Here is a 23,559-nt window from a genome sequence, read left to right as displayed (position 1 = left end):
CCTGCCCGAGGGCGGGGCGAAGGGCCCCTAGGGCGACCGGTGGGGCAGCTCGAAGAGCCGGGCCGCGTTGTCGTGGCAGACGGCCCGCAGCCAGTCGTCCCCGAGTCCGAGCCGTTCGAGGGCGTCGAGCTGGTGGACGTACGGATAGGGGATGTTGGGGAAGTCGGAGCCGAGCAGGATCCGGTCGCCGAGCCCCTGCAGCCGCTTGAGCTCGTCGCCCGGGAAGGGCGCGAGACGCTCGCTGAAGTCGGTGAACGCCATGGTGGTGTCGAGGTGGACGCCCTCGTACCGGTCCGCGAGGTCGAGGAACTCCCCGTACTCGGGCATGCCCAGGTGCGCGACGACCAGCCGCAGCCTCGGGTGCCGGGCGAGCAGCCGCCCGACCGGCCCCGGCCCGGTGAACGCGCCGGGCGCGGGCCCGGAGCCGCAGTGGACGACGACGGGCGTGCCGGCCTCCTCGACCACCTCCCACACGTCGTCGAGCAGCGGGTCGTTCGGGTCGAAGCCGCCGACCTGGAGGTGCACCTTGAAGACCCGGGCCCCGCGGTCGAGCGCCCGCCGGACGTAGCCGGGAGCACCGGGCTCGGGGAAGAAGGTCGCGGTGTGGAGGCAGTCGGGCGTGCGCGCGGCGAAGTCGGCGGCCCAGTCGTCGAGCCACTCCGCCATGCCCGCCTTGTGCGGGTAGAGCATCGACGTGAACGCGAGCACCCCGAAGTCGCGCAGCAGGGCGACCCGGCGGCCCTCCTCCTCGCGGTAGGTGATGGGCCACTCGACGCCGGTGAGGGGGCCGGCGGAGTCGAAGTACGCCCAGACCTTGTCGAGGACGTTGCGGGGCATGAAGTGGGTGTGGACGTCGACCAGCCCCGGGAGGCCGAGCCGGCGGGCGAAGCCCCGGATGGCCTCGGCCTCCCCGGACGCGGCGGGAGCGGGCGGCTCAGTCCCGGTCATGGCCGTACGTCCGCTCGACCTTGCCGATGTGCACGCGGTAGCTCTCGTACCAGTGCTCGCGCCCGTACTCCTTGGCGGCCATGTGCTCGGGGTGCCGCCGCCAGGCGTCGAGCCCCTCCAGGTCGCGGAAGTAGGCGACGGTTATGCCGATGCCGCCGGGGGTGCGGGCGGACTCGTAGCCGAGATAGCCGGGGACGTCCTGGACGAGCTCCTGCATACGGTCGCCGGTCTCCGCGTAGCCCTCGGGGTCGTCGGGCCGGATCGAGGTGAAGACAGCGGTGTAGTAGGGCGGTTCGAAGCCGCCCACCAGGTTCTGGGTCATGTGATCACCCTGCGGGGGCGGTGCTCACGGTGTCCATGGATGCCGCCCGAAGGGATCCAAGACTTTACGGTTCGGCACTTCCGGCGCCCTTCGGCACGCGCGTGCGCCGGTCGGCCCGCGGCGGACCCGGTCGGCCGGTCTCGCCCCGCCCGGCCCTTCAGAACAGCGCCTCCTGCTCGTCCCCGGGGCCGGGGGCCGGGGTCGCCGGCCCCGGTGCGGTCACGGGCACGCTGACCGCGCGGTCGGCGGCCGGTACGGCCACCAGCTCCCACCCGGACAGGAGCCGCGTGTCGAGGACCAGAAGCCGCCCGTCGGGGCCCAGGAGATGCAGATCGGGTCCCGCGGCGGCGATCAGCCGGCCCGCGAGGACCCCGCCGTCGACGCACTCGGTCACGACGAGCTCGGACGCGGAGCGGTGGCCGGCCAGCGCCTCCAGCCGGAAGACGTCGACGTGATCGTGCACCTGGCAGGGCAGGGCGTGCAGGGTCTCGGCCCAGGCGGGGACGCCGACGGCCCGTCCGTACACGTCGGCGACCCCGGCGGCCCGTTCGGCGGCGGGCGGCAGGGCGTGCCGGACGGCCCGCTTGCGGGCGTACGGGATGCGGTCGGGCACGGCCAGCGCGTGCCGGAGCACCTCCTCGGTCCGCCGCGCGGCCATCAGCGGCCCCCGCCCGAGCCAGCTGAAGGCGACGGCACCCTGTTCGAGCAGACGGGCGTCGCCGCGCTCCTCCCCGGTGATCCCCACCTTGACCATTCCGGGCCCGAACCAGGCCAGATACACCCGGTAGGGCCGGGGGTCGTCGGCGACGGTGTCCGCGGCGACGGAGTGCGCCCGGTCGAGCCGCGCGCACTCGGCGCACCGCCCGCCGGTGCTGCGTCCGGACACCACGGCGGTCAGGGGGCAGGGATTCCCCCGGGCGCCCGGACAGCACCGCTCGCCGACCGCGCGGAAGGCGATGTCCCGCCCGTACGCGAGCGGGCTGACCCGACCGCCCTCCCACCGCAGCGCCGGCACCCCGCCACGCCACGACATCCCGGCACTCCGCCACACCATGCGTCCAGTGTCGTACGGACCGCTGACATCGACCGAGGTCAGGGCAGCACGTACAACAGCCCCCCGTCGGCGCCGGCCACGCCGCCCGCGTGCCGCATGCAGCCGCGCTCGACGAGGACCCGGACGCAGTCGCGGACCCGCTCGGCGGTGAGCCCGGTGCGACGGGCCACCTCCTCCAGGCGGTAGCGGACGCCGCCCCGGACGAGGGCGGGCGCGAGGTAGGCGGCGACGGCGTGGACGTCGGCGCTCTCGACGACGTTGCGCTCGCGCCAGGAGTCGAGGAGCTGCTGCGGGGTGAGCGCGGGCCCGGAACGCTGGACGGGAACGGCCAGCCGCTCCAGGGAGGCGGCGATCCTGTGCAGCTCGCGCCCGGCCTCCCGCAGTGCCCGGCAGCCCTCCTCGTCGAGCCGCAGGCTGCTCTCCTCCAGGCGTACGAGCGCGTCGAGGAGCTGCTGCGGGAGGAGGAAGCCGGTGGCGCCGACGGGGGACGGATCGAGCCGGTGGGCCCCGTCGCGCTGCACGTCGGCGACGACCTGGGCGACCCACTCCTTGAACGGCGCGGCCTCGGCCCTGCGGGACGCGTTGACGAGCTGCACGACGCCTTCGAGACAGACCATCCGCGTCGACTTCTTGAGACCCCTGGTCCCGGGAGCCGGGGCCAGGTCGACCGGAAGCTCGCCGAGCGTCGTGTGCAGCGCGTCCCCGACGTACGCGCGGAGGGCCTGCCGGGCGCTGCTGTGCCCGAGCTGACGGGCCACGTCCACGGCGGGGAACCAGTGCGTCCCGTCCGGCAAGGTGAGCCTTCGCAGCCGCGCTCCCGTGGCGGCGTACACGAAGTCGTCGATGTCGATGGCGTTCATCGGCATCACCTCCATCTGCACGCTAGGCCGAGGGCATATTCAACTGACATGGAAATCAGCCCGGTTCACCCGAACGTGTGGTGTTCGAGTCACCGATGAGGGCGAGCACCTCGGCGGCCCCCCGGTGACCGAGGACCCCCGGGCACCGGGCGAGATAACCGGCGACCTCCGCCGCGCCCCACCGCCCGGCGGCACGCAACCCCCCGCCGATGCAGCGGAGATACGCCTCGGCCGGCGCCAGGAGCTCCACGTCGTCCATCGCCCAGGGCGCGGTGAAGGTGAGCAGCGGAACGCCGTCGACGTCCCCGGCGCGGACCACCGTCTCGTACCGCCCCGGCCCGAGCTCGGCCCGCCCGGCGGCCAGGGCCCCGGAGAGATCGAGATCGGCGTCGGGTTCCCGGTACATCTCCAGGGCGGCGATGTCGGAGAACTGCCCCGCCGTGACGAGGTGCGCCCGTGCGAGCACGCGGCCGGACGCGTCGGGGTCGTAGAACCCGCGTCCGCCGCCCCACACGGGCGACTCGGTCGCGAAGTACAGGGCACCGCCGAGGACGACGCCCCGGGACGCGACGGGCGCGGCACGGTCCCGGCACCGGAGCAGGTACCGCGCGAGCCGGGCGCTGTCCGTATTGGCACCGTACGCGGCATACCAGACGTCCATGCGGCCGACGCTACCGGCTGCGACGCCTCCCGTCGGCCGCGTCACGGACCGCTCACGGACGGAGGGCGGGGCGGATACGGGTCGCGGATCGCTGGGATACCGGAGCGCCCGCGATCACTGCGACCACCGGGATGGCCGGGACCACCGGGCCACCGGGCCACCGGGACCACCCGGATCGGCGCGATGGGCGAGATCACCGGCAGTTCGGCGGCGACCGGGTGGGCCCGGGGTGGGCCGGGGTGAGACCGGAGGCCGCCTCTTGCCGTCATGATGGCCGTCGGCTCCCGCCGGTCCCGCACGACAGCGCGAGCAGCCTTGGGAAGCGATACGACGTGAGCGCATCGGGAGGGGGCCCGAATCCGGAGACTTCCAGCCGAGGGGGAAAGACATGACGACGCCGGTTGCCGGAGCCCGACCGGACCAGCGGTCCGGTGCCGGGCAGGAGCGGAGACGCGGCGCCGGGGTGCGGATCCTGCCGTTCGCCGTCACCGCGCTCGTCGCCGGTGCCACGGGAGTGGCGGGCACCTTGCTCCACCAGCGGACCACCGCCCCGGACACGTCCGCGGTCGACGCCCAGGCCGCGGGGATCGCCGAGGACCTGCGCGGAGACCTGCACGCGGGCTTCTACTCGGGGGGCAGGACCTACGGGGGGCAGTTCACCGCGGGCACGCTCGTCGCCCACGTCGAGGCACACGGCGGGGTGCTGCTGAGCGTCGGGACCGAGCGGAGCCGGGCCGCCGGCGTGGTCCACACGGCGGAGGTGATGCTGGGCCTGGTACCGCCGGCCGGCACGGAGACCGTCGCCGCGGACGCCTATCCGGTCCGTTGCTACCGCTACACCTTCGCCACCGGCACGCACAGCGTGAAGCAGTCCGGCACGGCCTGTCCGACCGCACGGACCGACGGCAGGCCCGGCAGCCTCGCGGCGCAGATGGGCGTGCTGCTCGCGCAGCGGCCCACCGGCACGTCCGCCTACCGGCAGACGCCGACCTCGGGTTACGCGCACACCCCGGAGGGCGCCGTCGCCTTCCTGAAGGACATGCGCCTGGTCGGCGCCCGGGACACGGTACGCGCGGTCACCGGCGAGGCCGCCGCCGACGGCGTCTACGCCCTCGCCCTGCGGATCAACGGCGCCTGCCACTACCTGCGCATGGACTCCGCACCCACCGCGTCCCGGCTGATCCCGCTGTGGGCCGCCCCCGCCGACGAACAGGAGTCCTGCAACGCGCCCCAGGCCGCGGCGGCCGCCATCCTCTACGGGGTCGACCCGGCGAAACAGGGATGACCCCGGCCGGGCCTGACCGGACGAATCCCGCCCGGTCGGCCGGGCCGGGCCGGGCCGACCGCCTGCCGCACCGTCAACAGACCAGCCGGGCCCGGCCCGTCGCCCCGAACCGTGCCGTACGCCCACAAGTTCGGAAGCCCCCAGGATGATCCCGGGGGCTTCCGAACTCCGTGTACACGCCAGGCCCCCTGGACCGTGCGGGGCGAACCGTCATTCGAGCGTGGCGACGGCCAGGCCCGCGAGCGCGATCACGGGCGAGCCGAGAAAGGCGATGCCGCCCACGAGCCGGAAGAACCAGGCGCCGAACCGCGACGGTTCCGTGAGCCCCATGTCCAGCGTCCGCGCTGCCGTCACGGCCCTGACGTCGTTGCGCCGCGCCGCGGCCTTGTCCGCCGCGCCACGGACGTTGAAGAGGAACCGAGCCCCCCACACCATGCCCGCCAGCCCCAGTACGAACAGCGCGATCCCCACGAACACAGCCGGCCCCCTCCCTTGAATGCCGCCGTGACCAGCGGTCCTTCGTGGATGATGCCAGTCCGCCCGCGGGCGAGCCGAGAGGTCTCCCGGGGACAGAGGGCCGACCGGCCGGGAATGCAACGACCCCACAACGCAAGAGGCCCGGACTCTCGTCCGGGCCTCTTGTCTCTGTGCACTCGGCAGGATTCGAACCTGCAACCTTCTGATCCGTAGTCAGATGCTCTATCCGTTAAGCTACGAGTGCTTGTTTTGTTTTCCGCCTCCGCTCCCCGGCCTTTCGGCCCGCTCGCGGCGACAGGAAGAACATTACATGACTGCCGCCGTCATGTGAAATCCATTGACCACACCCCTTGTGACCTGCGAAAACGCCCCCAGGATGGCGAACGGAGGCGGGGCGGGCGGGGGCTCGCCGAGGGGGTGGTGGCGGGGGAAATGCGGGAAAAGAGACCGGGGTCACACCCCGTGGGGGCCGGGGTCCGGTGATCACCCCGGCGGGGCCGGGAACGACCGAAGCCCCGGTCGGGACGACCGGGGCTTCGGGTTGGCGGAGGCGGAGGGATTTGAACCCTCGATGGGCTTTAAGACCCAAACCGCATTAGCAGTGCGGCGCCATAGACCGGACTAGGCGACGCCTCCTTCGCACCGCGCGCGTACGCGGATGGTGCGTGCAGATGATGACACAGACGAGCCTTGCGCCACCAATCGCTTATCACCGTACTAGGACCCCGGGGCCGAGGGCAAAGGCCAAGCCCTTCCCGCGCGCCCCGCGCCCGCGGCCCCGGGCGGCCCGCCGGAGGGCCCCCACCCGGCGCATTCCCCGTTGCGCAACGGAGCGGAGTCCGGAGCGTTAGTGAGGGGGAACGGACAGCCGGTTCCCCTTCACCACCCCCGGCACCACCCCGCGCGCCTCCACGCACCGCACCACAACGGGAGTACGTCATGCTGCGCCCCCTTCTTCTCGCGAGCCTCGCCACCGCCGCCTCCGCCGTCGGGTTCGGGTCCCTGCCCCCGCTGCCGCTCCTCTCCACGCCCGACTCCCTGACCGTGAGCATCGAGCGGACCGGGCACACCGAGGCCGACGGGACGTTCGAGCTGAAGTGCGACGGCACGCCCGGCGGCACCCACCCCGCCGCCGAGAACGCCTGCAAGCGGCTCGGGCAGCTCGCCAAGGACGGCGGCGATCCCTTCGCGCCCGTGCCCGCCGACCAGATGTGCACCCAGCAGTACGGCGGCCCGGCCACTGCCCGCATCACCGGCCGCTGGCAGGGCCGCTCGATCGACGCCGGCTTCTCCCGCGCCAACGGCTGCGAGATCGACCGCTGGGAGAACCTCCGCCCGGTTCTCCCCCGCGTCACGGGCTGAGCCCCTTCGGCAGGGCTCCGGACCCGGCGGCGGAACACGGCGCCGGGCCGGGCCGGCGGGACGGGGCGGCGAGCCGTCCGAGCAGGACGCCAGGCGCGGACGCCAGGAACGGACACCAGGCAGGACACCGGGCCCGGTGTCGAGCGGGCACCCGGCCGGGCGGCGGGCCGGGCACGGAACCTCCACCCCATGTCCCTGGGCGGAGCGTCTGCCTCCCTTAGACTCCCTCCGTGACAGGCCGCGACCCGAGGGGCAAGATGGGGCCCGCAGGCCACTAGGCACCAGGCAAGGGCTGCAGGCAAGTGCAGTGGGTTCAGGGAGGAAGCGTCTCGTGAGCAGCAGGCCATCCCGAGGCGCTGCTCGCCTCGCAGCCATACTCGACGCCCTCCCCGACGGCCTCGTGCTCGTGAACTGCAACGGCACCGTCGTCAACGCCAACACCATCGCCCTCGGCATGTTCGAGACCCCCGGCACCGCGCTCGTCGGTCGCGGGCTGCTCGATCTCCTGCCGGACTTCGACTCCCGCCTCATCCCGGGTTCGATGCGGCGTCCTGAGGGCACCGACGACCGGGGCCGCACCCGGCCGACCCGGATGATGGCCCGCCGCACCGACGGCAGCGAGTTCCCGGTCGAGGTCACCAGCGCCAGCCTCGAGGACGGGCGCGAGGCGTACGACTCGTACAGCGGCTACACCGGCGACGAGCTGCTCATGCTCGTCGTCCGTGACCTCACCGGCACCCTCGACACCGAGGCCGAACTCGCCCGCTCCCAGCGCCAGACCGAGATGATCCTGCGCGCCGCCTCCGAGGGAGTCGTCGGCACGGACACCGACGGCCGGGTCGTCCTCGTGAACCCCGCCTTCGCGCAGATCCTCGGCTACCGCGCCGGCGAGCTCGGCGGCGCCGAGCTGCACGAGCTGATCCTCCCCAAGCGCGCCGACGGCGAGCCCTTCCCCTACGAGGAGTCGCCGCTCGCGGACACCCTCAGGTCGGGCCGCAAGCACCGGGTCCGCGGGCAGGTGCTCTGGGCGAAGAACGGCGACCGGGTCCCGGTCGACCTCACCACCGCGCCGGTGCGGGACGGGGACCAGCTCGTCGGCGCCGTCATGACCTTCACCGACCGCCGGCCGCACGAGCAGCTGGTCGAGGCCCACGCCGCCGAGCTCGCCGAACTCACGGACACACACCGCTCCGAGGTCGCCCGGCTCACGGAGGCGCACCACGCCGAGCTCGCCGACCGCACCGAACGGCTCACCACCGAGCTGGAGCAGCAGAAGGAGCGGTACGAGAACGAGCTCGCCGAGGAGAGGCAGCGGGCCGCCGCCCTGGGCGCCCGGCACGAGCAGCTGACCGCCGTGCTCGGCGAGTCGCTCCGCGGGCCCCTCGACGAGCTGCGCGCCGAACTGAGCGCCCTCGCCGCCGACGACGCGGGGCAGCTGTGGCCCGAGGCCAACCAGGTCCTCCACCACCTCGCCGCCGGCTACGCCCGGATGACCACACTGGTCGACAACGTCCTCGGCTACCAGCGGCTCGACGCGGGCGCGGAGGAGCTGGACAAGCGGGTCGTCCTGCTCGACGCCATCGTCACGGCGGGCATCGACGGCTCCGTCGAGCTCATCGGTCCCGGCCGGGCCCAGTTCGCCGTCCACGCGCCGCCGATCGAGGCCGAGGTCGACCCGGCGCGACTCACCACCGCGATCTCGCACCTCGTCGCCGATGTCGCCGGCGTCGACGCGACCGGCAAGAGCAAGGCCCCGCAGTCCGGCGGCTACACCGACTCCACGATCGTCGTCGCGGCCGCCCAGCGCGGTGACGTCGTACGGATCGAGGTCCGCGGCCCCTACACGGGCGGCGACCCCGTCCACCAGCCGGTCGTCCGCGGGATCGTCGCCGCGCACGGCGGCGTGGTGCAGACGCACGAGGTGCCGGGCACGGCCGGCGGCGCCTACGTCGTCGAGGTCCCGATCGGCGCCGGGCGGGGGACCGTCCCGGCGCCCGCGCAGGACGCGCCCGCCCCGGGAGCGGGCGAGCAGCACGCCCTCGAGCCGGCGCGCGGAGCGCTGCCCGGGCATCAGGGACTCGAGCCCGCGCACTCCGGACTCGCCCTGGGGCCGGGTCCGCAGGCGCGGGACGACGCCGGGCGGACCACCCACGCCCAGGGCGGCCTCGTGCTGCCAGCGCCCGGCGCGCAGAACCACCCCGCCCGGACCACGCACACCCAGGGCGGGCTCGCCCTGCCCGCGCCCGGACCCGGGGGGCCGAACGGCTCGGCGCAGGGGGAGGCTCCGGCGGTCGGGCCGGCCGCGCCCGTACCCGCGCAGCCCGTACCCGGGGCGCCCGCACAGCCCGTACCCGGGGCGCCCGCGCAGCCCGTACCCCCGCAGCCCTCGTCCGCCGGAACCGGCGTGCCCGGGCTTCCCGCGCAGTCCTCGCCCGCCGACGCGAGCCTCGGCGGTGCCGCCCTGGCCGCCGGCGGCGGACGCCGGCGGGCCCGACGGGCGGCGTCCACGGACGCGTTCCTGGAGAGCCCTCTGATGCCCGAGGGCGGCCCCCTGCCCGAGCCGACCGGTCGGCGCCGTGGCCGTACGGACCACACGCCGCCCGCCGGCACGCCCGGGTCCCCGGCCGAGCTGATCCCCGCCCAGAGCGCGGGGGCCGACGCCTCCGCCCCGACCGGCACCGGTCGGCGCCGCGGCCGGCCCGCCGAGGGCTCCGTCGTGACCGCCGCCGAGAGCGCCCAGCCCCGCCCTGCGCTCGGCGACACCGTGCCGCCGCAGGGCGTCCCGGCCGAGTTCGCCGCCCCCGCCCTCGCGCCGGCACCCGCACCCGCACTGCCCGCCGTCGCGTCGGAGGAGGCGGCCGCGCCGCAGCCCACCGGGCGCCGGCGGCGCGCCCTGGCCGCCGCGCAGGAGCGGGCGGCCGCCGCGGAGGCGGGACCGCGTACGCCGTTCGCGCTGGGGCCGGCCGAGGCCGACCGCGAGGACGTTCCCGACACCCGTCCCGGCGACGAGCAGCGGCACGAGGCCGTACGGGCGCTGCCGGAGGACGAGCACACGCCGCCGCAGCCGCACCCGTTGCCCGCACCGGCCGCTCCTGCCCCGGCGCCGACCACCCGGGGGACGGGTACCGGGTCCGTACCCCTGCCGCCCGAGATGCCGGCCGCTGCGGCACCGAAGCAGGCCGCGCCCCCGGCCGCGCCCGCTCCCGCGGCCCCGCCCGTTCGGAAGGACGCCACGCAGGGGCGTGCCTTCAGCGTGCGGACGCTCGGTCAGGGCGTGCCCTTCGTCCAGCCCGCGGCCGTGGCCACTCCGCCCGGCGGGACTCCCGTCTCCCCGTCCGGCCGCCGGCGCAAGCTCGGCAACCCGGCGGAGGAGGGCCGGCCCGCGGTGCCCGAGGTCGTCGCCAAGGCGCAGCCGGATCCGCAGCCGCAGTCCAGGCCTCAGCCCGGGTCGCAGGTGCCGACCCCGTCGCAGCCGCTGTCCCCGTCACAGCCGCTGTCCCCCTCGCAGGCGCGGGTGGAGGTGCCGGCGCAGTCGGTGCCCGCCCCCGTGCCCGCCGCTCCCAAGCTGGGGCCGACGTTGGCGCCGCCTCCCGCGCCCGAGGGGCGTGCCTACGCCATAGGGGCGCCCGCCGAGGGGTCGGCGGAGGGCCCGGAGCCGCTGGACGGTCCCGGCGGTGCGGTGGAGGTCTCGAACCAGCCGCTGCCGCAGCCCGTCGACGACGAACTGCCCCCGGAGCCGCTGGACAACCCGCGCCGGCTGCTCGTCTGGCCCGCGCCGGACGTGGCCACGCAGCAGGCGCTGAGCGACCGCGGCTACCGGCCGGTGATCGTGCACTCCCGCGAGGAGGTCGACGCGCAGATCGCCGCCTTCCCGGCCGCGCTCTTCGTCGACCCGCTGACCGGGCCCATCACCCGTACCGCGCTCCAGTCCCTGCGCCAGGCGGCCGTCGCCGCCGAGGTGCCGGTGCTGCTCGCGGCCGGGCTCGGGCAGGCGACGCGGGAGGCGGCGTACGGCGCCGATCCGGCCGTCCTGTTGAAGGCGCTCGCGCCGCGCGACAGCGAGCAGCACCCCTCGCGCGTGCTGCTCATCGAGGAGCACGACGACATCGCGCAGGCGCTCGCGGCGACCCTGGAGCGACGCGGGATGGTGGTGGCCCGGGCGGCGACCGACACCGAGGCCGTCGCGCTGGCCCAGGAGACGCGCCCGAACCTGGTGGTGATGGACCTGATGCAGGTGCGCCGCCGCCGGGCCGGGATCATCGACTGGCTGCGCGCGAACGGGCAGTTGAACCGCACCCCGCTGGTCGTCTACACCTCGTCCGACCTCGACGAGGCCGAGCTGCCGACGCTGGCCTCGGGCGAGACGGTGCTCTTCCTCGCCGAGCGGTCCACCAGCACCGAGGTGCAGGCCCGGATCGTCGACCTGCTCGCGAAGATCGGCACCAACTAGCCCCGAAGGGCCGGTTGGTGCCGCGGGGCGCCTCAAGGCGGTCGCCTTGAGGCAGGTCGCCTTGAGGCGGGCGGAGTCGACGCCTCGGGGCGGAGTCGACGCCTTGAGGCGGACTCGACGCCTTGAGGCGAAATCGAGGCCTTGAGGCGGAATCGAGGACTTGAGGCGCAGTATTCGCCTCGCGACGGAGGCGGCCCCTCGGGCGGGGCAGCCGTGGAGCGGGCCCGCCGTGGAGCGGGCCCGCCGTGGAGCGGGCCCGCCGTCGAGCGGGATCAGAGCTGGGTGACGTCCAGCTCGCCCTCCGCGTACTGCTTGCGGATCACCTTCTTGTCGAACTTGCCCACGCTCGTCTTCGGGACCGTCGGTACGATCGCCCAGCGCTCCGGGAGCTGCCATCGGGCGATGCCGCCCTCGGTGGCGAGGAAGGCGCGCAGCTCCTCGTAGTCCGTGGTCGCGCCCTCCTTGAGGACGACGGTCGCGAGCGGACGCTCGCCCCACTTCTCGTCGGGGACGGCGACGACGGCGGCCTCGGCGACGGCCGGGTGACCCATGAGGGCGTTCTCCAGCTCGACGGAGGAGATCCACTCGCCACCGGACTTGATGACGTCCTTGGCCCGGTCGGTGAGGGTCAGGTAGCCGTCGGCGCTGATGACACCGACGTCGCCCGTCTTGAGCCAGCCGTCCGCGCTGAACTTGTCCTCGGGGCGGAAGGCCTCGCCCGTGGCACCGCCGTAGTACGCCCCGGCGATCCAGTTGCCCCGGACCTCCAGCTCGCCCGCCGACTCGCCGTCCCAGGGCAGGATCTCGCCGGCGGGGCCGACCAGCCGGGCCTCGACGCTCGTCGGGAAGCGGCCCTGGGTGACGCGGTACGGCCACTCCTCCTCGGCGGTCAGACCGGCCGGCGGGTGGGCCATGGTGCCGAGCGGGGAGGTCTCCGTCATGCCCCAGGCGTGACAGAGCCGGACGCCGAGCTTGTCGTACGCCTCCATGAGGGAGGGCGGGCAGGCGGCGCCGCCGATGGTGACCTGGGCCATGGAGGTGAGGTCGCGGGGGCGGGCGAGCACCTCGGCGAGCAGTCCCTGCCAGATGGTGGGGACGGCGGCGGCGTGGGTCGGCTTCTCGCTCTCGATCATCTCGGCGAGCGGGGCCGGCTGGAGGAAACGATCCGGCATGAGCATGCTGATGCCGGTCATGAAGGTGGCGTGCGGCAGACCCCACGCGAGCACGTGGAACTGCGGGACGACGACGAGGGTCTTGTCCTTGTCGGTGAGCCCCATCGACTCGGCCATGTTGACCTGCATGCTGTGCAGGTAGATGGAACGGTGGGAGTAGACGACGCCCTTGGGGTCGCCGGTGGTGCCGGAGGTGTAGCACATGGCGGCGGCCGTACGTTCGTCCAGCTCGGGCCAGTCGTACGTGGTCGGGCGGCCGGCGATGAGCTCCTCGTAGTCGTGCACGCGCGGCGTGGCGCCCTCCAGGACGGAGCGGTCGCCGGGGCCGGTGACGACGACGTGCTCGACGGTCGGCAGGTGCGGCAGCAGCGGGGCGAGGAGGGGGAGCAGGGAACCGTTGACGAGGACCACGCGGTCGGCGGCGTGGTTGACGATCCAGGCCAGCTGCTCGGCGGGCAGCCGGAGGTTCAGGGTGTGGATGACCGCGCCCATAGCGGGGATCGCGAAGTACGCCTCGACGTGCTCGGCGTTGTTCCACATCAGGGTCGCCACGCGCTCGTCGGCGGTGACCCCCAGTTCGTCGCGCAGGGCGTTGGCCAGCTGTCCCGCCCGGGCGCCCGCCTCCGCGAAGGTGCGGCGCTGCGGCTCGGCCTCACCGGTCCAGGTGGTGATGGTCGACTTCCCGTGGATCGTCATCCCGTGCTCAAGGATGCGGGTCACGGTCAGTGGTACGTCCTGCATGGTGCTCAGCACGGCGTCCTCCCGGGGGCGCTACGCGGCAGTAGGTGATGTGGGGGTGTGGAGATTCTGCGCGCGTACCAGGCGGTATGTCACTACCCGAGAGTATCCAATTGCCAGTGATTACTGGCGTAACTGAGGGTAACCCCCGCCATGCCGGGCCGGAAGCCCCACCAGGTCACCCATTCGACGCCGAGAATCCTCGGTCACGGACCGCTGCACGCCCCGTGGGAGGGGGGCGCGGCGGGGCATGAAAGGGGTCACCGTACGGGCGACAGCTCCGGATCCTCGCGGAGCTTGCCCAGGGCACGGGAGACGGCGCTCTTGACCGTCCCGACGGAGACGCCGAGCACCTCGGCGGTCTGCGCCTCGCTGAGGTCCTCGTAATACCTGAGGACGACCATCGCCCGCTGGCGGTCCGGGAGCTTCATCACCGCACGCCACATCGCGTCGTGCAGCACCTGCCGCTCCGCCGGGTCCGGTTCCGGGAGGCCGACCGGCTCCGGCAGTTCCTCGCAGGCGAACTCGTCGACCTTGCGCTTGCGCCACTGCGACGTACGGGTGTTCAGCAGCGCCCGACGGACGTACCCGTCCAGGGCACGGTGGTCCTCGATGCGCTCCCAGGCCATGAAGGTCTTGGCGAGCGCGGTCTGGAGCAGGTCCTCGGCGTCCGACGGGTTCGCGGTCAGCGAGCGCGCGGTGCGCAGGAGGACGGGGCCACGGGCCCGCACGTACGAGGTGAACGACGGGTACGAGGCGAACGGGGCCCGGCCGTTGGCGGCCTTTGAGGCGCCGGCGCAGACGGGACCAGAGGGTGCCGGAGTCATGCCTCCACGCTATGAGCGGGCTACCGTCCCGGGGATCGGCCCCAAGTCCCGAACCGCAATCCCCCTCAGGTTGTAGGGGTGGGGATTTCTGCACCTCCTGAAGGTGGAGGAGCAGTGGGCCTCGCGTCAGGGTCAGGGCGGCGTCCCGACGACGCCGGGGCGGTGTCCGGGCGTCGCGGCAGGCGGTGTCCGAGCGGCGCCGGAGCGGTGTCCGGGCGGTGCAGGAGCACGGCGGGCGGGGCCGGAGCACGGCCGGGCGGCGTCCGGGCGACGCGGCAGGCGGTATCCGGGGCGGCACCGGAGCGGTGTCCGAGCGGCGCCGGAACACAGCCGGGCGGGGCCGGAGCACGGCCGCGCGGGGCTACGCCCTTCCCCGCCGGAGCACGGTGGGACGGGGCTACGCCCCTCCGATCCGGGCGACGGGGGCGTCGACGGCGCTGCGGTCGATCGTCATCCGCCGGCCGCCGTACGTCTCCGTGACGTTGCCCGCGTACTGGTGGATCCTGGCGTGCGGCTGCCAGGCCTCCGGGTCCAGCTCGCTCTCGGTGTCGAGTGCCGGGGCGCCCTGCCAGCGCGCGAACCAGACCACGGACGGCAGGTCCTCCGTCCCCGCCCGCCGCTCCCGCTCCAGCTGCCGGATCCCGCTGTCCGCGCTGCTGTAGAAGCCGGGTACGTAGCCGAGGCGGCGCACCTCCCGGCTCCACGCCCGGACGAAGCTCACGGTGGTCGCGTTGCAGCCGGAGTCGTCGGTCCGGTACGCCTCGATGTCCAGGTAGAGCGGACTCCCCTCGCCGAACCCGAGGGCCCGCGCCGCCCGCACCGCATCCCCGGCCTCCTGGGTGCCCTGGGGGCCGGGCGTGCGGCCGATGGCGTACCGCCGCTTCGCCTCGGCGATCACGCACGGCGCCTGCGACCCCACGAACAGGGGCAGCATCCGCCAGCCCAGCTCGTGCATCGAGGCCACCCAATCGGGCGTCAGCTCCCGCTGCACCGGGCAGCCCCGGCCCCGCCCCCCGAAGTACACCCCGACGGCCTGGTACGGCGAATCCCGCCACGCCCGCATCACGGCCGCCGACGGCGCCTCGCACGTGTCGAACGCCCGCCCGGAGAAGTACTGGAGCGCCGGGGCTCCAGGGGCCGCCGCGGGCACCGGCGCCGGCGCCTGGTTCTCACGGGCCGGCCAGACGAGCAGCCCGACGACCACCGCCCCGAACGCGACGGCAGCGGCCAGCAGGACAGGCACGCCACGAAGCCGACGGACGGGCGCTCCACCCGGCCGAGAGGCAGGGGCCACGCGAGCCTGGTGAGCAGGGGCTTCGCCGAGCGGCCGGGCGTGGGCTCCGGGAGGCCCCTGGACCTCCAGTGGATCGCCGGTCGCCGGGGGATGGTCGAGCGCGCCCGGACCGTCGGTCCCGCCGGAGTCGGTTCCGCCGGGGTCGGCCCGGTAGCCGGGGTCGGCGGGGTCGCCAAACTCGCCAGGGGCGCCGGGGTCAGCCAGCTCGGCGGGGTCGGCGGGGTCGGCGGGGTCGGCAGTCGAGCCGAGACCCGCCGAAGCGCCACGGTCGCCGGTCGGGCCGGGGCCGACGGTCGCGCCGGGGTGACCGGGCCCTCCCAGGTCCGCCGGCGGGCCGCAGGGGTCTGTATTTCCGTGGCCCTCAGCCACGTCAGGGTGGTCCGTCGCGGCGCGGCCGCCGGCGGCGGGGCGGTCCGGCGTGCCGGGGTCGCCGGTCGCGCGGGGGTGGTGCGGTGGGGTGTTCCTCATGGCGTGAGTGAAAAGCGCCCCGCCCCGCACGGCCACCGCTGGGGCCGTCTCCTCAGCCGTCCGTGCCCAGGATCAACCCGGACGTGGGAACCCCGGTGCCCGCGGTGACCAGCGTCCGGGCCGCCCCGGGTATCTGGTTCACCGACGTGCCGCGCAGTTGCCGGACCGCCTCCGCGATCCCGTTCATGCCGTGCAGATACGCCTCGCCCAGCTGGCCCCCGTGGGTGTTCAGCGGCAGTGCGTCCGCCGCCACGAAGTCGGCGGCCTCGCCCTTCCCGCAGAAGCCGAACTCCTCCAGCTGCATCAGCACGAACGGGGTGAAGTGGTCGTAGAGGATGCCGACGTCGATGTCCCCGGGCGCGAGCCCCGACGTGCGCCACAGCTGACGGGCCACCACGCCCATCTCCGGCAGCCCGGTGAGCCCGTCCCGGTAGAAGCTGGTCATCGCCTCCTGGTTGCGTCCCGCGCCCTGTGCGGCGGCCTCGATCACGGCGGGCGGGCGGCGCAGGTCGCGGGCGCGCTCGGTGGAGGTGACGACGATCGCCTGGCCGCCGTCGGTCTCCTGGCAGCAGTCGAGCAGCCGCAGCGGCTCGGCGATCCAGCGGGACGCGGCGTGGTCGTCGAGGGTGATCGGCTTGCCGTAGAAGTGCGCGGCCGGGTTGGTGGCCGCATGGCGCCGGTCGGTGACGGCGACATGGCCGAAGGCGTCCGGGGTCAGCCCGTAGGTGTGCAGATAGCGCTGGGCGATCATGGCGACCCACGAGGCCGGCGTGAGCAGCCCGAAGGGCAGCTGCCAGCCGAGCGCCGCGCCCTCGGCGGACGGCTCGCGCTGCTGCACCCCGGAGCCGAACCGGCGCCCCGAGCGCTCGTTGAACGCCCGGTAGCAGACGACGACCTCGGCGACCCCGGTGGCGACCGCGAGGGCGGCCTGCTGGACGGTGGCGCAGGCGGCGCCGCCCCCGTAGTGGACGCGGGAGAAGAAGGACAGCTCGCCCATGCCGGCCGCCTGCGCGACGGTGATCTCCGGGCTGGTGTCCATCGTGAACGTGACCATGCCGTCGACGTCGGCGGGGACGAGCCCCGCGTCGTCGAGCGCCGCGCGCACGGCCTCGACGGCGAGGGTGAGCTCGCTGCGGCCCGAGTCCTTGGAGAAGTCGGTGGCGCCGATCCCGGCGATGGCTGCCCGGCCGCCGAGCGAGTCCCGGGTGCGGACGCTCATCGCTCCTCCTCCCCCTGCAGCGCGACGGTGACCGTACCGGTCACGTGGTGGCCGAGGCCGTTGGCCCCGATCACCCGCACCTGGACCGTTCCGCCGTCGACCTCCGTGACCGTGCCGGTCAACGTCATCGTGTCTCCGGGGTAGTTGGGGGCGCCGAGCCGGATGGCGACCCTGCGGAGCTCGGCCCGGGGGCCGAAGTGGTCGGTGATGTAGCGCCCGACGAGGCCGTTGGTGGTGAGGATGTTCATGAAGATGTCCGGGGAGCCCTTCTCCCGGGCCAGCTCGGCGTCGTGGTGCACGTCCTGGTAGTCCCGGGAGGCGACGGCCCCGGCGACGATCAGGGTGCGGGTGATCGGCACCACGAGCGGTGCCAGCTCGTCTCCCGTTCGCACGGGCTCTCCGGTCGCGGTCATGCTGCCTCTCCCTTCGCGAGCAGATCGCCCAGTTCGGCGAGGAGTTCGGTGCCGCAGCCGAGATACGCGTCGAGCTGACGGCCCCAGAGGAAGTGCCGGTGGACGGGGTGGTCCAGGTCCGCGCCCATGCCGCCGTGCAGGTGCTGGCCGGCGTGCACGACCCGTTTGCCCGCCTCGGAGGCCCACCACGCGGCCGTCAGGGCGTGCTCGGCCGCCGGCAGGGCCTGGTCGTAGCGCCAGGCCGCCTCGTACGCCGTGACCCGGATCGACTCCGTGTCCATGTACGCGTCCGCCGCTCTCAGCTGCACCGCCTGGTTCGAGGACAGCGGCCGCCCGAACTGCTCCCGTACGGAGGTGTACGCGACCGCGCGCGCCAGCGAGCCGGCGCAGACCCCCGCCTGCAGTCCGGCGAAGGCGATCCGGGCGGCGGCGAGGACGTCCGCGTACGCCGCCCCCTGCGGGTCCCCCGCCGCGCCGAGGCGCTCGCCCGGTGTCCCGTCGAGGACGAGGCGCCCGGCGGACCACGGGGCCGTGAGCTCGACCGGTTCCGCCGGGCCTGCGTCCGCCGTGCGCACCAGCCACAGGACCCGGTGCTCGTCCGGCACCAGGACGTGGGTGGCCTCCCTCAGCCAGGGCACCCACGGGACGCTGCCGGTGAGCCGGCCGCCGGCCGCCGCCCGTACGGCTCCCTGGCCCTCGGTGGCCGGGAAGGCGCCGGTGACCACCGTCGTTCCGTCCCTGAGCCCGGGCAGCAGCCGGGCGCGCTGCTCCTCCGTACCGTGCCGGGCGACGGCGAGCAGTCCGTACACACAGCCGGCCGTGAAGGGGACCTGCGCCGTCGTGCGCCCTTGTTCCTCGGCGAGGAGGACGAGGCCGAGGAGTCCCGTCTCCTCGACGGCCTCGGGGAGGCCGGCGGCGCACAGCGCCTTCCACAGTTCGGCGTCGCCGCCGGTCCCCGAAGCGGCGAGCCGCTCGTGGGTGGCGAGGTCGCCGAAGATCCGGGCGGCGAGCTCGCGGGCGGCCTGCTGCTCCTCGGTGGGGGTGAAGTCCATGTCAGCCCTCCCCTCCGGCGCCCGTCTCCGCGCGGAACACGGGGAGTTCGAGCTCCTCGTCCACCCGCAGGAACTCCAGCCGGACCGGCATCCCGATCCGCACCTTGTCGTACGGGACCCCGACGACGTTGCTGATCATCCGCACGCCCTCGACGAGTTCGACGAGCCCGACCGCGTAGGGCCCCGCCGTGTCGGCCGCGGGATCGGACACCGTGAAGGCGGGGAAGGGCGGGTGGTGCATCACCACGTACGAGTAGACGCTGCCCTCACCGCTCGCCTCCACCGTGTCCCAGTCGCGCGAGCCGCACGCGTTGCACCCGGGCAGCCAGGGGAAGCGGAGGGTCGCGCAGCCGCCGCAGCGCTGGATCAGCAGCCGGTGCCCGGCCACGCCCTCCCAGAATCCGGCGTTGTCGCGGTTGATCACGGGCCGTGGCCGGCGCGGCGCGGCGGCCTGCTGCGCCTTCGGGGCCCTGGCCGCGGGGGCGTACTTGAGGACGCGGAAGCGATGGGTGCCGGCGAGCTCGCCGCCGGCCCGCACGTCCATGCGGGTGGTGATGAAGTGCCCGGTGCCGAGCTTGGTGGTCTTGCGCGGCGAGACGGACTCGATGACGTTGGCGAAGGTGATCTCGTCGCCCGGGCGCAGCGGCCGCAGATACTCCTGCTCGCAGTCCGTGGCGACGATCGACGTGAATCCGGCCTCGTCGAGGAGCGCCGACAGCTCCTCGTACGCGCCGGAGCGGTCGGGGTGGCCGGACAGGCCGCCCATGGTCCATGCCTGGAGCATGGTGGGCGGCGCGACGGCCGCCGGGCCGCGGTAGGCCGGGTGGACGTCGCCCATGGCCTCGCACCAGTGCCGGATCATGGGCTCGTTGACCGGGTCCTTGCCGACGGCGGCACGGGACGCGGACCTTCCCTCGTACGTCCGCAGCCGCTCGTACAGCAGGTCGCCCGACGGGTCGGTCGACAGGTCGCTCCGCTCGGGGCTCATCGGCGCCCCCTCCCCTTCATGCCGAGCCGCATCGTCGCGACGATCTCGCGCTGCACCTCGCTCACCCCTCCCCCGAAGGTGTTGATCTGGGCGGCCCGGTTCATCCGCTCGAGCTCGCCGCCGTCGAACGCTCCCGGCGAGCCCGCTCGGACGAGTCCGGTCCCGCCCGCGATCTCCTGACACATTCGATACACCTCGACCGCCGATTCGGTTCCCGCGAACTTCACTCCGCTCGCGTCGCCGGGGGCCGGTCCGCCCGCCTCCACGTCCCCCACCAAACGCCAGTTGAGCAGGCGCGTTGCCGCCAGACGGGCATGCGCCTCGGCAGCCCGGATCCGGATCCACGGCTCGTCAATCCGCCGCTTCCCCGTCACCGGATCGGGTGTACGGGCGCCGCGGAGCGCGGCCGCGTAGAAGTCCTCGGCCTGCATCCCGATCGCGGCGAGCGCGACCCGCTCGTGGTTGAGCTGGTTGGTGATGAGGCCCCAGCCGCCGTTCTCGGGCCCGACGAGATGTCCCGCGGGGACGCGTACGGAGTCGTAGTAGGTGGCCGTGGTCATCAGTCCGCCGACGGTCTCGATGGGCGTCCAGGAGAAGCCGGGCGCGTCGGTGGGGACGAGGATGATCGAGATGCCGCGGTGGCGGGGGGCGTCGGGGTCGGTGCGACAGGCGAGCCAGATCCAGTCGGCGTTGTGGGCGTTGGAGGTGAAGACCTTCTGACCGTCGACGAGCCAGTCGCCGCCGCCGTGTGCGCCGTCGGCTGCGTCGCCCGGGGCCGCGTCTCCTCGGACACCCCCTGGAGCGCCCCCGTCACGGGTGTCCGCCGGGGCGTCCCCATAGCGCGGCGGGTCGCCGTCCGCGGTGCGTACGGCCTTCGTGCGGAGGGAGGCCAGGTCGGTGCCGGCCTCGGGCTCGCTGTAGCCGATCGCGAAGACGGTCTCGCCGCGGAGGATACGGGGCAGGAAGAAGGCCTTCTGCGCCTCCGTGCCGTACTTCATCAGGGTCGGGCCGACGGTGTTGAGGGTCACCATCGAGACGGGGGCGCCGGCGCGGTAGGCCTCGTCGAAGAAGACGAACTGCTCGTCCGGGCCGCGTCCCTGCCCGCCGTACTCCTCGGGCCAGCCGAGCCCCAGCACGCCGTCGCCGCCGATCCGCCGCAGGAGCGCGCGCTGCGCGGCGGCGTCGGTGGGCGGCGGGGGCCCTTCCGGCATCAGGTCGCGGAAGTACGCGCGCAGCTCGGCGCGCAGCCGCAGCTGCCGTTCGGTCGGGGCGAGGTGCACGGCGACGCCTCTCGTCGGGGCGGGACTGCCAGGACTGCCACGTAAGGTTTCTGACTGTCCGTCAGATCAATGCGGGCTGTCAAGGTCACGGGACGGGAGGCCGTCAAGGTCACCGGACGGCAGGCGGCCGACGTCACCGGACGGGAGGCGGACGACGTCACCGGACGGGAGGCGGTTCGGCACCGGAGTTGCGGGGTCCGGGCAGGGAGAGGGCGGCGGACCGGAGGGGCCGGCGACGGGCGATCGGCCCGACCACCCGAAGCGCGCCGGACGATGACCGGCGGACGGCGCGGGTCCGACGGCGCGCCGAAGCGCCGCCGGACAGCGGGGCGGCCCGTGCGCCGGTACCGAAGTACCGCCGCACGGGCCGTCGTTCACCCCGCGGACATCCCCCCGTCGGGCCGGCTACCACCACGGAAAGAAGTTGACCACCGCGTTGCTCTGGTCGATGCGCGTGAAGGCAGAGCCGTTCACGCTCGCGGTGCTGTTCTGGTTGGAGGCGCCGGATCCGGTCGCCACCTGCTGCGTCGTGGTCGAGTTGCCGTTGTTGTCGCCGGCGACACCGCTGCCGATGATCGTGGCGACGCTCGCATTCGATCCGTCGTTCGCGAAACCACCGTTGTCGGCCTGGGCCACCCCGGCGAAGAGCGCGGCGGTGAGGGGCAGGGCGGCGGCAGCGGCGAGAACGCGGGCGGTACGGATGCTTGCCATGTCTGTTCCTCCGGGAACCGATGAAGCTCGAAGCTCTGAACTACGCATGAATCCAAGGCAGTTGGCCGACCGCCTCAGTCGTTGTGCTCGACGTCGCGAGACCAGAGTTGCCCACCGAATCCCCGGCGAACCACCCCGGAGCGGATGATTCCCCCTCAAGCGTGAGGACAAGTCGATAAACCACCTCGACCTCCACAAAGCCGCAGCTCAGGCGTGTCGCGACCGGTCGGCCGCCGGGGGACCGGACGGGGCAAGAGGGGAAGCGTTTCGCCAGTTTTTCGGCCGATCCGCCCCTCCGCTCCTCCCTTCCGAAGTTCAGGGCCGCCCCCTTTCCAAGCTCGAACTTGTGTACGAAAATAAGCGCATGGCCGCTTCTGCCCGGCAGACCGCCGCCCTGGCCCTCGCGCACGCCCTGACCGCCGCGGAGCGCGGGCTTCCCGTCATTCCGCTGTCCCGCACCAAGCTCCCCGCCCTGCGCTCGCCGCACCGGGGCGAGCGCCGGCCGGTGCCCTGCCGCGGCGAGTGCGGCCGGCCCGGGCACGGCGTCTACGACGCCACGACGGACCCGGCGGACGTACGGGCCCTCTTCGCCGCGGCTCCGTGGGCGACCGGGTACGGGATCGCCTGCGGGCGCCCGCCGCACCGTCTCATCGGGGTGGACCTGGACGTACGGGAGGGCGACGGGGAGCACGCCGGGACGGACGGGGTGGCCGCGCTGGCGGCGCTCGCGCGAGGACATGGCTTCACCGTCCCGCCGACGGTCACTGTGCTCACCCCGGGCGGCGGCCGGCACCTCTGGCTGACCGGCCCGCCGGACACCGTGATCCCGAACTCGGCGAGCCGGCTGGCTCCCGGCGTCGACATCCGGGGCGCGGGCGGCTATCTGGTCGGCCCGGGCTCGGTCACGCCACGCGGCACCTACCGCCTGGCACCGGGCACGGCCGACCTCTCACCGGCCCCCTGCCCTCCGGCCCTTTTGTCCCTGCTGACCCCAGCGCCCCCACCGGAGCCCCGGGGTCACCCGGACCAGGACCGCCCACCGGCCTCCGGCCCGTCCGCCGGCGGCCAGGGCCTGGTCCGCTTCGTGGCCGCCTCCCCACGCGGCCAGCGCAACACCCGCCTCTTCTGGGCCGCGTGCCGCGCCTACGAGAACGGCCCCGACACCCCGCTCCTCACCGCCCTCACGACGGCGGCGCTGGACACGGGCCTCGGGGAGCAGGAGATCGAGGCGACCCTCGCGTCGGCGGCGGCGATCACGGCGAGAGCGACCCCGGCGAACCGAGGCGGCGGACGGCCGCCCCACGCCAACGGCCACCCGGGCACTCACCCCCTCTGACCAGGTACGCAGGGCCGATCAGGATGAGTAGGCGTACTCAGGTGGCGGTCCTCGGCGGCTTCGAGACTGGGCGCAGGTCGAACGAAGCGGAACAGAAACGGGGAACGACATGGTGCGGCGCTGGTCCAAGGCTGAGATGTGGGTGCCCAACGCGTATCTGGCACTGGTGGTCGCGATGCTGGTCTACCTCGCGGTCGGCCGGGACAGCGGGTTCTTCGGAGTCTGGCCGATCCTGGCCACGGCGCCGGTCAGCTTCCTGCTGTTGACGTTCTTCGGACCCGCGGCGGACGCCTTGGACTCGGCCCCTGCCACGGACCCCCATCCCCACTACGGCTCTCAGCCGCCCACGAAGCTGCCCACGGACTACCCCTCGGAGTCCGACCCGCGCCCCGCGGACTGGGTACCGGACACTTCCGTGGCCGCCGATCCCTCGGTGTGGGACGGATTCGGCTTCTACGCCGCGGTCCTGGCCAGCGCCCTCGTCAACGCGGCGGCGATCTGGGCCCTGCTCCGCTACGTGGCGCGCCGGCGCGGCGCCAGGAGTGCGCAGGTCTGACACCGTGATCCCGACCCACGGCCGGCCCGTACGCGCTGGTCGACTGCGGGACACGGGTGCGTCGAGTAGAGCCGGGACGAGCGGAG

20 protein-coding genes and 2 tRNA genes are annotated in these 23,559 nt (G+C 74.1%); 5 read left to right on the top strand and 17 right to left on the bottom strand.

The annotated features are described in order from the left end of the window. Positions 1-27: 27 nt before the first annotated feature. The 5 genes from ACIRQF_RS15945 to ACIRQF_RS15925 all read right to left on the bottom strand — a co-directional run bounded on the left by ACIRQF_RS15945 (position 28) and on the right by ACIRQF_RS15925 (position 3,845). Positions 28-948 (bottom strand): amidohydrolase family protein, encoded by a 921-nt coding sequence (locus ACIRQF_RS15945; RefSeq protein ID WP_404092594.1) that lies wholly within the window; start codon positions 946-948, stop codon positions 28-30. Then, positions 935-1,270 (bottom strand): antibiotic biosynthesis monooxygenase family protein, encoded by a 336-nt coding sequence (locus ACIRQF_RS15940; RefSeq protein ID WP_376627493.1) that lies wholly within the window; start codon positions 1,268-1,270, stop codon positions 935-937. Before ACIRQF_RS15940 ends, ACIRQF_RS15945 begins: the two co-directional genes overlap by 14 nt. Positions 1,271-1,427: 157 nt before the next feature. After that, positions 1,428-2,324 (bottom strand): DUF2797 domain-containing protein, encoded by an 897-nt coding sequence (locus ACIRQF_RS15935; RefSeq protein WP_404092590.1) that lies wholly within the window; start codon positions 2,322-2,324, stop codon positions 1,428-1,430. A 38-nt stretch (positions 2,325-2,362) separates the two neighbouring features. Further along, positions 2,363-3,184 (bottom strand): Bro-N domain-containing protein, encoded by an 822-nt coding sequence (locus ACIRQF_RS15930; protein ID WP_404092587.1) that lies wholly within the window; start codon positions 3,182-3,184, stop codon positions 2,363-2,365. 55 nt (positions 3,185-3,239) lie between these two features. Next, on the bottom strand, positions 3,240-3,845 hold the full coding sequence (locus tag ACIRQF_RS15925; protein ID WP_404092585.1) for a histone deacetylase: 606 nt from the start codon (positions 3,843-3,845) through the stop codon (positions 3,240-3,242). 388 nt (positions 3,846-4,233) lie between these two features. Between ACIRQF_RS15925 and ACIRQF_RS15920 the strand changes: the two genes are divergently transcribed. Further along, complete coding sequence (locus ACIRQF_RS15920; protein ID WP_404092582.1) at positions 4,234-5,130, top strand: hypothetical protein; 897 nt, start codon at positions 4,234-4,236, stop codon at positions 5,128-5,130. 210 nt (positions 5,131-5,340) lie between these two features. Here ACIRQF_RS15920 and ACIRQF_RS15915 read toward each other — a convergent pair whose 3' ends face one another. From ACIRQF_RS15915 to ACIRQF_RS15905, 3 genes are all read right to left on the bottom strand, one after another. Beyond that, positions 5,341-5,601 carry a hypothetical protein gene (locus ACIRQF_RS15915; protein WP_404092580.1) on the bottom strand — a complete coding sequence of 87 codons (261 nt, stop codon included), beginning with the start codon at positions 5,599-5,601 and terminating at the stop codon, positions 5,341-5,343. 177 nt (positions 5,602-5,778) lie between these two features. Beyond that, positions 5,779-5,851, bottom strand: a tRNA-Arg gene (locus ACIRQF_RS15910). A gap of 298 nt (positions 5,852-6,149) precedes the next feature. After that, positions 6,150-6,243 (bottom strand) — tRNA-Ser (locus ACIRQF_RS15905). A 303-nt stretch (positions 6,244-6,546) separates the two neighbouring features. Between ACIRQF_RS15905 and ACIRQF_RS15900 the strand changes: the two genes are divergently transcribed. Both ACIRQF_RS15900 and ACIRQF_RS15895 read left to right on the top strand, forming a co-directional pair. Then, positions 6,547-6,969, top strand: a complete 423-nt coding sequence (locus ACIRQF_RS15900) for an SSI family serine proteinase inhibitor (RefSeq protein WP_376627481.1) — start codon at positions 6,547-6,549, stop codon at positions 6,967-6,969. A 331-nt stretch (positions 6,970-7,300) separates the two neighbouring features. Beyond that, positions 7,301-11,419: a PAS domain-containing protein gene (locus ACIRQF_RS15895; RefSeq protein ID WP_404092577.1), complete on the top strand. Its 4,119-nt coding sequence runs from the start codon at positions 7,301-7,303 to the stop codon at positions 11,417-11,419. A 272-nt stretch (positions 11,420-11,691) separates the two neighbouring features. On the opposite strand, the gene ACIRQF_RS15890 is transcribed toward ACIRQF_RS15895, so the two are convergent. The 9 genes from ACIRQF_RS15890 to ACIRQF_RS15850 form a co-directional block, all read right to left on the bottom strand. Beyond that, the gene (locus tag ACIRQF_RS15890; RefSeq protein WP_376627477.1) at positions 11,692-13,344 is read right to left on the bottom strand and encodes a long-chain fatty acid--CoA ligase; all 1,653 of its coding nucleotides are present in this window, start codon (positions 13,342-13,344) and stop codon (positions 11,692-11,694) included. Between the two features lie 245 nt (positions 13,345-13,589). Further along, entirely contained in the window at positions 13,590-14,156 is a 567-nt protein-coding gene (locus tag ACIRQF_RS15885; protein ID WP_376627475.1) for a SigE family RNA polymerase sigma factor, read from the bottom strand. A gap of 397 nt (positions 14,157-14,553) precedes the next feature. Beyond that, positions 14,554-15,399: a DUF1906 domain-containing protein gene (locus ACIRQF_RS15880; protein WP_404092575.1), complete on the bottom strand. Its 846-nt coding sequence runs from the start codon at positions 15,397-15,399 to the stop codon at positions 14,554-14,556. Positions 15,400-15,970: 571 nt separating this feature from the next. Then, positions 15,971-17,137 carry a lipid-transfer protein gene (locus ACIRQF_RS15875; RefSeq protein ID WP_404092573.1) on the bottom strand — a complete coding sequence of 389 codons (1,167 nt, stop codon included), beginning with the start codon at positions 17,135-17,137 and terminating at the stop codon, positions 15,971-15,973. Continuing rightward, a complete protein-coding gene (locus ACIRQF_RS15870) occupies positions 17,134-17,550 on the bottom strand; it encodes a MaoC family dehydratase (RefSeq protein WP_404092571.1) in 417 nt (138 codons plus the stop codon). Before ACIRQF_RS15870 ends, ACIRQF_RS15875 begins: the two co-directional genes overlap by 4 nt. Further along, entirely contained in the window at positions 17,547-18,602 is a 1,056-nt protein-coding gene (locus ACIRQF_RS15865; RefSeq protein WP_376627467.1) for an acyl-CoA dehydrogenase family protein, read from the bottom strand. The genes ACIRQF_RS15870 and ACIRQF_RS15865 overlap by 4 nt, the downstream gene beginning before the upstream one ends. A gap of 1 nt (position 18,603) precedes the next feature. Next, a complete protein-coding gene (locus ACIRQF_RS15860) occupies positions 18,604-19,590 on the bottom strand; it encodes a bifunctional MaoC family dehydratase N-terminal/OB-fold nucleic acid binding domain-containing protein (protein ID WP_404092567.1) in 987 nt (328 codons plus the stop codon). Next, positions 19,587-20,870, bottom strand: coding sequence for an acyl-CoA dehydrogenase family protein (locus ACIRQF_RS15855; protein ID WP_404092564.1), 1,284 nt, complete (start codon positions 20,868-20,870; stop codon positions 19,587-19,589). Before ACIRQF_RS15855 ends, ACIRQF_RS15860 begins: the two co-directional genes overlap by 4 nt. 405 nt (positions 20,871-21,275) lie before the next feature. After that, on the bottom strand, positions 21,276-21,581 hold the full coding sequence (locus ACIRQF_RS15850; RefSeq protein WP_376627462.1) for a hypothetical protein: 306 nt from the start codon (positions 21,579-21,581) through the stop codon (positions 21,276-21,278). A gap of 364 nt (positions 21,582-21,945) precedes the next feature. Here ACIRQF_RS15850 and ACIRQF_RS15845 point away from each other — a divergent pair, with 364 nt between their 5' ends. Both ACIRQF_RS15845 and ACIRQF_RS15840 read left to right on the top strand, forming a co-directional pair. Next, positions 21,946-22,917 (top strand): bifunctional DNA primase/polymerase, encoded by a 972-nt coding sequence (locus ACIRQF_RS15845; RefSeq protein WP_404092561.1) that lies wholly within the window; start codon positions 21,946-21,948, stop codon positions 22,915-22,917. 109 nt (positions 22,918-23,026) lie between these two features. Continuing rightward, on the top strand, positions 23,027-23,473 hold the full coding sequence (locus ACIRQF_RS15840) for an SCO4225 family membrane protein (protein WP_404092559.1): 447 nt from the start codon (positions 23,027-23,029) through the stop codon (positions 23,471-23,473). Positions 23,474-23,559 lie beyond the last annotated feature (86 nt).

Origin of the sequence: Streptomyces sp. NPDC101191 (assembly GCF_044767915.1) — a bacterium.
Lineage (GTDB): Bacteria > Actinomycetota > Actinomycetes > Streptomycetales > Streptomycetaceae > Streptomyces.
Note: the sequence above shows the minus strand (reverse complement) of the source record. Positions and strands in the feature narration are given on the sequence as shown.